This is a genomic window from Bradyrhizobium sp. LM2.9, assembly GCF_054056555.1.
This window is the reverse complement of sequence record NZ_JBSRYJ010000002.1, coordinates 1,123,246-1,135,455: the sequence shown is the minus strand read 5'-3', so window position 1 is coordinate 1,135,455 and position 12,210 is coordinate 1,123,246. Positions and strand designations below refer to the sequence as shown.

At 61.8% G+C, this 12,210-nt stretch carries 5 protein-coding genes and 4 pseudogenes; 5 read left to right on the top strand and 4 right to left on the bottom strand.

Features of this window, described 5'->3' with window-relative positions; translation table 11 throughout:
* The first annotated feature begins 34 nt into the window (after positions 1–34).
* From ACVWW3_RS06700 to ACVWW3_RS06690, 3 genes and pseudogenes are all read left to right on the top strand, one after another.
* Positions 35–884 (top strand): annotated as a pseudogene (locus tag ACVWW3_RS06700) (MBL fold metallo-hydrolase).
* Positions 885–901: 17 nt separating this feature from the next.
* A pseudogene (locus tag ACVWW3_RS06695) lies at positions 902–2,477 on the top strand (isochorismatase family protein).
* Between the two features lie 3 nt (positions 2,478–2,480).
* Positions 2,481–3,107, top strand: a complete 627-nt coding sequence (locus ACVWW3_RS06690) for an FMN-dependent NADH-azoreductase (RefSeq protein WP_456650537.1) — start codon at positions 2,481–2,483, stop codon at positions 3,105–3,107.
* 174 nt (positions 3,108–3,281) lie between these two features.
* On the opposite strand, the pseudogene ACVWW3_RS06685 reads toward ACVWW3_RS06690, so the two are convergent.
* The 3 genes and pseudogenes from ACVWW3_RS06685 to ACVWW3_RS06675 all read right to left on the bottom strand — a co-directional run bounded on the left by ACVWW3_RS06685 (position 3,282) and on the right by ACVWW3_RS06675 (position 7,748).
* A pseudogene (locus tag ACVWW3_RS06685) lies at positions 3,282–4,432 on the bottom strand (ABC transporter substrate-binding protein).
* Positions 4,433–5,415: 983 nt separating this feature from the next.
* Complete coding sequence (locus ACVWW3_RS06680; protein WP_456650538.1) at positions 5,416–6,441, bottom strand: glycoside hydrolase family 5 protein; 1,026 nt, start codon at positions 6,439–6,441, stop codon at positions 5,416–5,418.
* Complete coding sequence (locus ACVWW3_RS06675) at positions 6,438–7,748, bottom strand: O-antigen ligase family protein (protein WP_456650539.1); 1,311 nt, start codon at positions 7,746–7,748, stop codon at positions 6,438–6,440. The genes ACVWW3_RS06680 and ACVWW3_RS06675 overlap by 4 nt, the downstream gene beginning before the upstream one ends.
* A gap of 223 nt (positions 7,749–7,971) precedes the next feature.
* On the opposite strand from ACVWW3_RS06675, the gene ACVWW3_RS06670 reads away from it, so the two are divergent.
* Entirely contained in the window at positions 7,972–9,111 is a 1,140-nt protein-coding gene (locus tag ACVWW3_RS06670; RefSeq protein WP_456671910.1) for a GNAT family N-acetyltransferase, read from the top strand.
* A 30-nt stretch (positions 9,112–9,141) separates the two neighbouring features.
* Here ACVWW3_RS06670 and ACVWW3_RS06665 read toward each other — a convergent pair whose 3' ends face one another.
* The gene (locus ACVWW3_RS06665) at positions 9,142–10,365 is read right to left on the bottom strand and encodes an FAD-dependent oxidoreductase (protein ID WP_456650541.1); all 1,224 of its coding nucleotides are present in this window, start codon (positions 10,363–10,365) and stop codon (positions 9,142–9,144) included.
* Positions 10,366–10,828: 463 nt separating this feature from the next.
* On the opposite strand from ACVWW3_RS06665, the pseudogene ACVWW3_RS06660 reads away from it, so the two are divergent.
* Positions 10,829–12,176: pseudogene (locus tag ACVWW3_RS06660) on the top strand (lipopolysaccharide biosynthesis protein).
* Positions 12,177–12,210: the final 34 nt, after the last annotated feature.

Below are 12,210 nucleotides of genomic sequence, written 5' to 3'. Positions count from 1 at the left end.
GAAACGAACGAGAACGGACACAGGGAGGGACGGAATGCCGCTGGAAATCAAGATCCTGGACTATGGCGATATCGAGCTGGAATCGAGCTTTCTGGTTCTCGGCCACGACTGCGGCCGCACCCGCCGTGTCCTCACCCTCGGGTTCCTGATCCTCGGCGGCAAATATCCGGTCGTGGTAGATACGGGTTACCGCTCCAACCAGATCATGGAAACGCTGGGGATGCGCGGCCTGCAGTATCACGAGCACATGATCGAGAACCAGCTTGCGCGGCACGGCGTGCGCATGGGCGATGTGCGCTTCGTCTGCCACACCCATCTGCATATCGACCACGCCGGCAAGGACGATCTGTTCCCGATGAACACGACCGTCGTCGTCAACCGCCGCGAGCTCGAGTATTCCGTGTCCGGCCTGATGCATCCGCAATATCCGGCGCCGGATATCAAGCATCTGATCGACCGGCTGCACACCTAAGAGCGCGCTGCGCCTTCTCGACCTCGAGATCACGGGTCCCATCGAGCTGATGCCGGGCGTCTACTGCGACGCAGCGAATGCGCACACCGAGGGCTCGATGAACATCATCGTCGAGACCGCCGACGGCATTGCCACCATCTGCGGCGACGTCATCTATGATTTCAACGACCAGATCGTGACGCCCTTCAACGAGATCCACGACTGGGAGCCGCGCACCACCGGCAACCACGGCACCACCAAGCGCGCCGAGAAGGCCGCCATCAAAAAGCTGCTCAGCAATTCGCGCTATCTCCTGCCGGTCCACGACCGTCCCGCCAAGATCGAAGGCGGCAACGTCGTCGGCCGGCTACACGACCAGGTCCCCGGACCGATCGTGCAATCTGTGCCCCAGCGCAACTGGTTTCCGGCCTAGACACCAGAGGATGGACGATGACGCACGTCACCTTGCGCTCCGAATTCGAGACCCTGATCGACCCCTACGCGCCGGTCGCGCAGGTCCGGCACCGGTTTTGACTTCACGGAGGGACCGATCTGGCATCCGGTCGATCATTATCTGCTGTTCTCGGACATGCCGGGGGACGTGCGCCGGCGCTGGGATGCGCGGCGCGGCGTCGCCGAAGTCAAACGGCCGTCGAACAAATGCAACGGCATGACCTATGACGCCGAGCTCAATTTGATCGTTTGCGAGCACGCGACATCGTCGTTGATCCGCGAGCGGCCGGACGGACGGCGCGAGGTGCTGGCCTCGCACTTTGGGGGACAGGAGCTCAACAGCCCCAACGACGTCTGCGTGCACTCCTCCGGCGCGATCTATTTCTCTGATCCCTGGTATGGCCGCATGCCGGTCTATGGCGTCGAGCGGCCGAGGCAGCTCGGCTTCCAGGGCGTTTATCGCGTCGTGCCCGGCGCCGACCCGAAGTTGGTCGTTGACCGCAATCTATTCGACCAGCCGAACGGGCTGTGCTTCTCGCCCGACGAGAAACTGCTCTATGTCAACGACACCGTGCAGGCACTGATCCGCGTATTCGACGTCAACGGCGACGGCTCGCTGTCTGGTGCGCGTGTGTTCGCGAGCGGCATCCGCTCCGAGCTCGAGCCCGGCTTGCCCGACGGCATGAAGTGCGACCAGCACGGCAATGTCTGGGTCACTGCACCCGGCGGGATCTGGGTCTATTCGCCGCGGAGCGAGCTGCTCGGCAAACTCCGCGTGCCTGAACTGGCCGCCAACCTCGCCTGGGGCGGGCCGGATTTCCGCACCCTCTATCTGACTTCGACGCATTCGGTCTACGCGATCCCGACCAAGGTCGGCCCGCGTCATGAGCCCTATATGAGCGGACGGCGGAGTGGCAGCGGTACAGGCACTGGCACCGCGCCAGCAGCCCCGATCGTGGCCGACGGCGAGATGCAGCTCGACCCGCGACGCTGTGCCATGATCATCCAGGATCTCCAGAACGACGTCATCATGGACGGCGGCGCATTCGCCGATTCCGGCGCACCAGGTCACGCGAAGCAGCAGCAAGTCGTCGAAAACGTCCGGCGTCTTGCGGAAGCTGCGCGGGCCCGCGGCGTCGCCATCATCCATGTCTGGTTCGTGGTCGAAGCGGGCGCGCCCGGCGTGACGCTGAATGCGCCGCTGTTCGAGGGTCTCGTCGACAGCAAGGCGATGGTGCGCGGAAGCTGGGGGGCCGCGCCGGTGTCAGGTCTCGAGCCACGGCCCGGCGATTTCGTGGTCGAGAAGGTGCGAATGAGCGCCTGGGAGGGCACACGGCTCGAAACGATCCTGAAAGCCACCGGCCGCGACATGATCATCAACACCGGCGCCTGGACCAACATGTCGGTCGAGCACACAGCACGGACCGGTGCCGACAAGGGTTACTTCATGGTAGTTCCTGAGGATTGCTGCTCCACCATGAACGCCGATTGGCACGCCGCATCGATCAACTTCGCCATGCAAAACGTTGCCGTCGTGACCAAGGCCGATGCAGTCATCAAAGCGCTGGGATGAGCGGTGGCAAAGCTCCTGCACCTGTCCTGCTCGCCCCGCAGCGACTCCTGGTCGAGCGCCAGCGCACACGTCTTCGTTGACGGCTTTCGCCGAGCCCGGCCCGATTGGGACGTCGATGTCATGGATCTCTGGCGGGAGCGGCTGCCGGAATTTTCGGGCCCTATCGTCGAGGCCAAATATGCACGGATGAAGGCGGAAGCCTTCAACGACGCGCAACGGGACAGCTTTGCGGAGGCCGAGCGTGTGGCGCTCCGCTTGGCGCTTGCCGATCGGGTGCTGATCTCGACTCCCATGTGGAACTTCAGCATTCCCTATAAGCTCAAGCAATGGTTCGACGTTATCGTCCAGCCCGGGCTCACCTTCCGGTTCGACCCATCCCTGGGATATATCCCGTTGCTGAAGGACCGGCCGACCATCGTCATCATCGCCAGTGGCAGCGATTTCGCCACCGGAATGAACCGCGGTCGCATCGACATGGCAACGCCGTACCTGCGCGAAATTTTGCGTTTTGTCGGGATCAGCAATGTCCGTTTCGTACCGATCGGGCCAACCATCGGACCGCTACAGCCCATCGAGGCTTCCCGCGAACGAGCCCATCAACGCCTGGCCGCAATGGCCGCGAGCTTCTGATGCACTCCGCAAGCGACTCTAAGTCAGGGCAGATTGTCGCGCAGGAAAATATCGATGCGGATACGCTCCTGATCGGGGCTGATGTTCATTAGTGCGACCGCCAAATGGCGAAAGATCATCAAGGCCGCCAGAATCGAACCGCAATAATCCGGCGAAGGTTCCGTCCGGGCGCCGCTACTTTGCCAGCCGGAATTTCCCGCCTTCGACCTTGATCAGAAAGGCGGAGCGTTCGTCGTAGCCGTTGTGATCGGCCTTGCTCATGTTCGACAGCCCATTGTTGAGATAGATGTTCTGCCCGCGCTCGAGCGCGTCCCGCAGAGCCGCGCGAAATTCGGTTGTGCCGGGCTTTGCCGTCTTCAGCGCATCCGGTGCAGCTCTTCCAATCAGCGCGACGACATCCCAAAGGTGGGCAGCGAACATGTTGGGCTTTTGCCCGTTCGCCGCTTCATACGCGGTCACGAATTCCTCCGTCGAGCGACGGAACGGATCTCCTGTGGGAAGATCGGCGGCAATGGTAAAGGCCTCGCCTGCAAATACGGCACCTTCGACGTTCGCGCCCCCGAGCTTGATGAACTCCTCACTGGCCACGCCGTGTGTTTGAAATATCTTCCCAGCGTATCCGCGCTCGCGGAGCGCCTGCTGCGGCAAGACCGCCGGAGTTCCTGCGGAAGCAATGAAGACGGCATCGGGATTGGTCAACATCACCTTGAGCGCCTGACCGGTGACGCTCGTGTCTGCGCGCGCATAGACCTCATGTGTGGTCACGGTCAGACCCAGAGCGGGCGCGAGGCGGCTCACCTCCTTGTAGTAGCCTTCGCCGTACCCATCCGAAACGCCGATATAGCCGAGCGTCTTCACGCCCCCGATTTCGCGATATGCTTGAGGATGGCGGCCGCCATGAGGTCATCATTGGGAACGACCTTGAAGGCCCAGGCGCGCTTCTCGTCCATCGGTTGAACTATCGCGGTAGCGGCGGCGAGCGACAGCAGCGGCGTCTTCGATTCGAGCGCGATATCCAGCATCGGCATGGTCACCGGGGTCAGCGAGGAGCCGACCAGCACGTCGACCTTGTCCTGGATCACGAGGCGGCGTGCGTTCTGAACCCCTTTGGTCGAATCTGATTCGTCGTCCAGGGTGATATAGGTGACCTTCTCTCCAGCGATCTCTTTCGGAAGAGCTGCAACCGTCTTGAGCTGCGGCTGCCCCAGCGCGGATCCCGGGCCGCTTGCCGAGATCACAACTCCAATTTTAATCTCCGCGTTCGCCGTATTTCCATAAAGGACGCATGCCACAAGAATCGAAGCTCGCGCGAAACCGATCTTCATGTCCTGTCTCCTCCTCGTCCGCTTTCGTCCGACATACGCGCTTGCTCCTGCGGTCCTGAGCAACCGGGCGGACCACCGTAAGCGGACCGGAGGAACGTGTCTGTCCCTAGCGTTAGGGACAAGACATCGGTGCCCGAGCGTCTGCGCAGGCTTCGGACGCACGGCTGCCTTCTCGCGACGCATGCCGCCCGAGCTTTGCGTTGTCGCTCCACCCTCTTGTCCAGGAGGGCGCAGGGAAGGCCGGGTGCCGGCTGGCACCCACGGTCCGCTGCGCGAAAGGTAGCGCAAGGAAACCGCACAGCAGCATACAGGTGAAGCCCAACACACGGCCTTCCCTGCGCAGTGGCTTTACGGCTTATGCCGTGCTCTCCCGGGAGCCGAGTTCCTGTTGGCCTCCCTCGTCTTCACGAAAGTCGCGGACACCGCGCCGGTTGACGCGAATGCCGCATCCGCAAAGGCTTGACCGTAGCAACGACGGCCAGGACCACACGGTTTTGCCGTACGCACGGCTCGCCTGTCGCCACCGGTTTCGACGGCGTTGTGCACGTTGCCGCCGACCTGATGACGAGACGAACCTGACAGCGCCGCTCGTCGGCACGAAGCCTCGGGCTCACGGAGAGCAATCCGCCCTGCCCACGCCTCTCGCACCCGACGCTGTCGCGTCCACCGCAAGCCCGGCTCTACGACCATCACGACACATGGTCGCCCCTCAAGGGTGAGCCGGGATGGGCGACACATACGCCAATTCCGAATTTCGGTAAAGTGGAATATTTTTGTCGGAAGGGATTGACGGGGTGCTGAGTGTTTTGCCCGACGGGTCTCAGCGCGACAATCCTTCCGCGAGGTGAATTGGTTCCGCTTGACGCAACCCACCTCGCCGAGCTGACTTTCTCACTGTCGCCTGAAGGCAATCGCGATCTGGCTGATATTTGCGGCAAGCTCGGAGGTGCAGCAAACTGTGCAGAAGAATCGGGCGCGCGATTTCAACGTGTTGGCGGCATCAGGGCGCGCAGGATGCCCGGCTTCCAGGCCTGACGTGCGCTGTCGAAGGCCGCGAAGTCGTGATCGAATTGCCAGTAGGCCCATGCCCAGCCAAGTCTGTCGGCGCTTCTCGCCACGAACGACAAATAGCGCTCGCGACTGTCGGATGGCGCACGCTCGTACACTCCGAACTCACCGAGATAAACCGGACGCTTCTCTTTCACCGCCCATACGCTCATCTTCTTGAAATCGGCGGCCGCCTTCGCTTCGTCGTCCGGGCTGCCCCAATCCAGGGGCCCGATCCGCGAAAACGTCGGAGACCAGGGCGCGCCCTGATGGGTGAACCGTATCGGCGCGTAATAATGGAACGTGACGATGAGATGCCTGTCGTCGGCCGGCAGAGCCAGTTCGTCGACCGGGATCTCATCCGTGTTGAGGACGGCGGCAATGACCGGCCGTTCGGGATTGGTGCGGCGGATGATGCCGAGACATTCGTTGAGGAGCGAATTCCAGCTGGCGGACGTCATTTCTCCACCAGGCTCATTCAAGACCTCGAAGACGAGCGCCGGATACTTTCCGGCATAGCGCTCGGCGATCTGCCGCCAGAACGCTCTGAGCTTCTCGCCGCATTCGGAAACGTCGCGTTGGCAAAGGTGGGTATCGTGCTCATCGACGATGGGAACGAGTTTCCTTGCAAGGACGTCCTCGATCACGGCGTCGAGCCGCCTCAGGACGATCTCGTCCAGGACGTTCCCTGGGCCCATGAACTTGAAGCCGAAAAAATTGATCCTGACGTGCGAGAACCCGGCCTTCTTGATTGCGGTCAAATTGTTCAGGCGAAATGGCGCGTTTTGGCCACCTTCCCAGATTCCATCGTAGCCGAGAATGTTGATGCCGCGACCCAGTTTTGGCATATCGCGGGAGGCGGGCTGCTCGGCCCCATGGGCGTGGGACAACAGCGAAGCAAAGAAAAATGCCGTTGCTGCGAGATTGAAGCTTCTCGGCCAACGAGCGCGTACGGCGGTCATCCTGCATCCATTGGTAAAGACTGCAATTCCGTCGATCGCACCGGTCTGCACGTCGCGAAGAAAAACCCCACCAGGAGCACCGATGTGAACATCGTCGAGCGAAGGAATGTCGTCTCCGTGAAATTGGTCTGAAAGCTGAGGACGACGAATCCGATGATGAGAGCACAGTGCGATCGGTCGATCGTGCGTGCGGAAATGAGATGGAGGATCTTGTGCGAGAACAGCAGGACGCCCGCGGCGAACAGCGTGTACCCCAGAAATCCCGTTTCCATCAGGATCGCGATGTAGCCGCTGTGATAATTGTCGAGCACCCAGCCGTGGTTCTGTTCGAAATAATCGTAGATCGACGGGATCGTCCAGAAGCCGTTGATGCCGAAGCCGAGCAACGGCGCATCGTCAAAATGGCTTATCGCGTAGTGCCAGATGAAGGTCCGCTCGGTAAAATCGACACTCGCGTCGCCGATATGGATGGCGTCATATCCCGTCGCATAAAAATACAGGATCAGTAATCCGGCCAGAATGCACATGACGAAGGGCAGGAGCGCATAGAGCCTCATGCAGCCGACCGACCACATCGAGGTCACGAGCATTGCGCAAGCAGCCAGGGCGACAGCACCGGCGCCGCGCGATTCCGACGCGAGGACGCATGTTGACGCCAGCAGGAATATAACGAGGAAGGCTAGCCACCCCTGGCCCGTCATCTTCCGGTAGCAGGCAAGGAACATCAGATAGGCACCCACGAAACCAAGTGTCTGCTTGGATTCGTAGACGCCCTGCCATTGACCATTGTGCATCCAGCTGTGGTCGACCCCGATGTCGGGCACGGCGATCGCGCAGAAAGCCGATGCGGCGACCAGTATGAAAAGCCCATTGGCCGTGGTCCTCACGACCTCGTCCAGATCGACGCGCGTGACGAGACAAAATGCGCCGAACGTCGTCATCGCAAGCGCAGCGCTCTTCATGATCGCTGCGACGTTCAGACTGGACCAGAACACCGAGACAACGGCGAAGCTGTAGAATGCGACCAGCGCCACCAGATCGGGATTGACCTGTAACCGCAGACGCGGCTGCACGAATGCACTAGCGTAGATCAGGACACCCCACATCAGAATGGCTATGGCCTGCTGCAGAAAGCTCAGCTCCGCCGGCAGCAGCCCGGCGTTGAAGATGCCCATCGATGCGACCACGTTGACGGTGATCGACCAGCTGATCGCCGCCCCGGCAATCCTCTCAGCGCCAACGCTGCGCGTCTTCCAGATCGCGCTCCCGGATGCCCCGGAATCCACCTCGGTGTACAGGCTGGCCATGAAACGACCTTCCTTAAGCGCGGTTAATTATTTGCTAGCGCAGGTCGATCTCCGCGCCACGAGGCCGCTCGGGCGCGAAATTTAAGGATTTGGTAACGATACGAACGTTGCTCGAAGCATTAATGCAAATCACACGCCGCCGGTGTCTCACCCGTAACGACCCTGCTATAAAGCACAGATCCGGCTCGATCGTCCCGAGCTATCTGGTTTTCCCCGGCTGCGCATGAACAGACCTAGCAACACGTTCGACATCGCCATCGAGCAGGGATTCGACTTCCTGTCGCCGGACTATGCGAAGCTGTTTGAAAACTCGGCCGCCACCGCGTTCCAGCATCCGCTCTGGCTGGATACCCTCTACACCAGGCTCGCGTCTCATGCAGGCGCAACTCCCCTGGTTGTCGCGGTCCGCCACCGCCCGACGGGCACCCTTGCGATGGTGCTGCCCTTGCTGCGGGTCCGGCGCGGCCCGATACGGACCGTCGAATTCGCCGACCTCCGCGTCTCCGACTATCTGGCGCCGGTGTGCAGCCCGCAGGTATTTTCCGAGCTGCTCAAGGACGAGAGTGCCTGCGCAGAAATCCGCTGCCTCATCCGCCCGTTCGATCTGCTGCGAATGGCCAAGCTGCCAGACGGACGGCTTCCGATCGAGAACCTCCTGGCTACGCCCCGCCGCGTCGCGATGGACTCCAATGCCTACGCGAGCGTTCTGGTTGCGCCGTTCGAGCAATGGCGCGCCAGTGCGATGGATCGCTCCTATCAGAAGGAGCTCGCAAAAAAGTCCAGGCAGCTCCAGAAGAAGGGCGACTTGAGTTTTTCATGCTGCAACGACGGCGCCTCCGTGATCGAGGCGCTGGACGTGATGAGAAAATTGCGCGGTCCGCGCTTTCAGGCACAAGGCGACGGAGACCTGCTCCAGCGCCCGGAATATTACGGATTCTATTCCGAAATGGCGCTCCGCGGTCTCGGCTCCTTTGTCCGGCTTTATGCCATGAAGATGGACGGCGACGTGATCGCCGCCGTGCTCGGACTCTGCCATCAAGGCAGCTTCCTTGTCATCATGAGCGCCTTCGACATTGCCGGATACAAGAGCCAGTCCTTGGGCGCGCTGATGTTCGAGCAAGTGGCGAGGGATTGCATCGAGCGCGGGGATCGGATGCTCGATTTCACCATCGGTGACGAACCCTACAAGAAACTGTTCGGCGCGCAGCCTTCGCCGATGTGCGGGGCGGTCACACAGGCGGGCAGCACCGTGGGCGCCATATCCTTGTTCGCCCTGAAACAGGCGCCCTGGCTGAAACTCGCCGCCAAGCGAATGTCGGAGTTCAGGCTCCTGCCGACCCGCACCTCGACGCCCACGCGCTGACCAGCGCGAGGTGCCGACAGGGTGCGGCTCTCAGGCGCGTAGCGCGCTTCGAACATGCGCGAGCCAGCCCGGCCGCATTTGATCGACCCGGTGGGTGAGACTGCGGCGCAGGAAGTGCAGCCGCCGCCGCACGTCCCAACCGATATCGTTGCGGGACGTCAGGGCCTGGCGGAAGCGCGCCATCTTCAGTGACTGCTGGTCCGCCGCGACCTTGTCGGGATCGGAATAGAACTCCGAAATCTTCTCGTTGCTCATGCCCTCGGTCTTGAGCCAACGCGGCGCATATTCGGTGCACAGGCGATCGACGTCCACCAGCAGCCGGGCAACGCCCGTGCCGGCGGCGGGGCAATTGGTCTGGAACGCATCGCCGATGAGCACGACGCCGGGCTGGAGATGTCCTTCCACGATGGACAAGTCCATCACCCAATTCTGCACCCGGTCGGTCACATGGAAATCGCCAAGGTAAGGCCGCAATCCCGGCAGCAGGCGCAATACCGTCGCTTCCGGTTCGCGGCGTAGCTCGCGCATGATCGGATCGGCCGGGTCGCGGAACATGAAAAGGTTTGCGCGCATACCGGCACGCACGGGAAACAGGCTGAGATAATCGATGCCGTCCGCCGTGCGCTCGCCGTAACAGGTCAGCGCATCGAAATCGAACGGCGCATCGTCCCGGCGGGCGATCGTGAAGCCGAACGAAACCGAACGGCGCTCGGCCAGCACGCGCCGCTTGATGCCGAGCTTGTGGCCGAGAACGCCCGCCATGCCCGTAGCCAGAACGACGAGACGCGCGTCGAGGCGCCTTCCGGAAGCGAGCTCGATATGCTGGATATCGTCGCTACAATTGACTGCAGTGACTTCGTCGACGATCAGGCTGGACGGATCAGGCAGTTGGCTGCGCGCCATGGCAACGAGATCGGCGTAGGGAAGCCCGTAAGCTTGGCCGACGCTGACATCGACCACCTTGCCTTCCCTGATATTGAGCACCTGATCATATCGGCAGGCCACGCGGTCGAGCGCATCGAGGAAACCCAGCTTGCGCAACATGACCAGCTGATGGCCGCCGATTTTCTCGACCCGAAACTCGTCCGGATAGACCGCGCGCTTGTCGACGAGAGCGACACGATGCCCTGCCCGCGCGAGCACCGCTGCCGCAAGCGATCCCGCCAGGCCGCCGCCGACGATCGCGATGTCGGCGACGATCGTCGCGGTCGCAGATCCAGCGCTCGGCTCGGTCAACTTGCTATCCAGCGTCATGGTCCAGGCTCCCACGGTCAACGATGGTTGCACGTGCAATTCTCTCGCCTGATGTCGCATCACAGGACCAAACGCGATCATTTCTCGATATCTCGGTTAATGAAGCAGAGGGCTGCCCGGCTTGACGATATCCGGCACGCGCCTTGCTGAGGATGCCCTGCAACCTTCGGTCTCCGGCAACTCGGCGTCCATTCCAGGCGAGCCAGTCCGCATTCAAACGGCTCATCTCGCCTTCATTGACCGTCGATGCGGCGCTATGCCGCCACGCGATCGGGCCGGGCTTTGCTTGATCTGGGACAGTGGGGTCAGCGATGTTCCATAGTGAAGCAGCCGGCATAGCCGCGACATCGCCGCGGCCGGCACGCGCATCGAGCCGCCCATTAACACTCGCGGTTTTTCGGCATGCTAGGCTGTCGGCTGTATCGGAAATGTCTCTCCAGGGGGAGTTACCCCTTAAATTCCCATGATCGATTCCATCGTCCAGTTCATGCGGCGCGACGTGACGCGCGGTGTTGCCGGAACCATCCTCCTCAAGGTTGGTAGCGGTGCGCTTGCGTTTGCGTTGTTCTCGCTGGCGGCACGAACGATGTCGCCCGATGGGTTCGGCATCTTTGCGACCTGGCTTTCGGTGGCCCAGATGGCGGCCGTCGTCGGGCTGGTCGGCCAGGAATCGCTGCTGGTGCGATTTCTGAACGAGTATCGGGTGGGAAATCAGCCCGATCTCACCAAAGGCGTTCTGCTATCGAGCCTCAGGATTTCCTCCGTCGCAATGCTGATTGCGATCGGCGCAACCGCGATCGGCGCGAACATCAGAGGCGATTCGTGGCTGCTGATCATCGCGGTGTCGGCCTACATCGCCGTCAATGCGGGACTGATGCTTGGCAGCCAGATCGCTCGCTCGCTGGTCAGCATTCTCATGGGAGAAGGAAACAGGGAGTTCTTCTGGCGCGTCAGCGTCGTGCTGTTTCTGCTCGCAATCATGTCCGGCCATCGGCAGCTCGATCCCGCCGAATTGATCGCCGTGATGACGATTGCCATGTCGGTCGGGCTGGTCGCGCAGACCATCGCGATTGCGCGAGTTCTGCCGGATTTCCGCGGCACGGCGGGTGCGCTCCGAGACGTCGCGCTGGAGATCGAGCGCGCTCCATTTCTGGGTTGCGTCCATCCTGGAAGCAGCGAACCAGTATTTCGACGTCATTCTGGTCTACTGGATGCTGGACCCGGCAACCGCCGGAATTTATTTCGCCGCTTCGCGCCTGGCCAACATGTTCGCCATGCTGTCCGCCGCATTGTACAGTTTTGGCGCGCGGCGGCTCCCGTCACTGTACTTCAGCAAGAACCACGAGGAATTCGAGCGAACCTTGCGGCTCATGGCGGAAGTGACCGCGCTGTGCGTGGTCAGCGGACTTCTCCTGATCTGGGTTGGCGGTCCCCATCTTCTCAACCTGTTCGGGCCGCATTTTGCCGCGCAGCACTGGGTCCTGATCGTGCTCGCGATCGGGACGGCCTTCCAGGCAGCGGGCGGTCCATCTGCGGCGATCTTGCAGCTGACCGGCCACGAGCGCGAGTATGTCCCTGTCGTTGCCGCCAACGTGGCGTTGCGGCTGATCGGATTTCTCGTCCTCATTCCCTGGCTCGGCGTTCTTGGCGCAGCGATCTCGGCCACTGTGTCGCTGGCGCTCGCGACCATCGCCCTCAACATCCTCTGTCGGCGGCGAACCGGGGTCGATCCTTCGGTTCTGGGACTTTTGCGCTTCTCGGCATCGAAGCGCGGCGCCTACGCGGTCCGCGGCGCGGAACCCGGCGAATAGACGTCTTCTCAGTCAGGGCATTGCATGGCTCGGC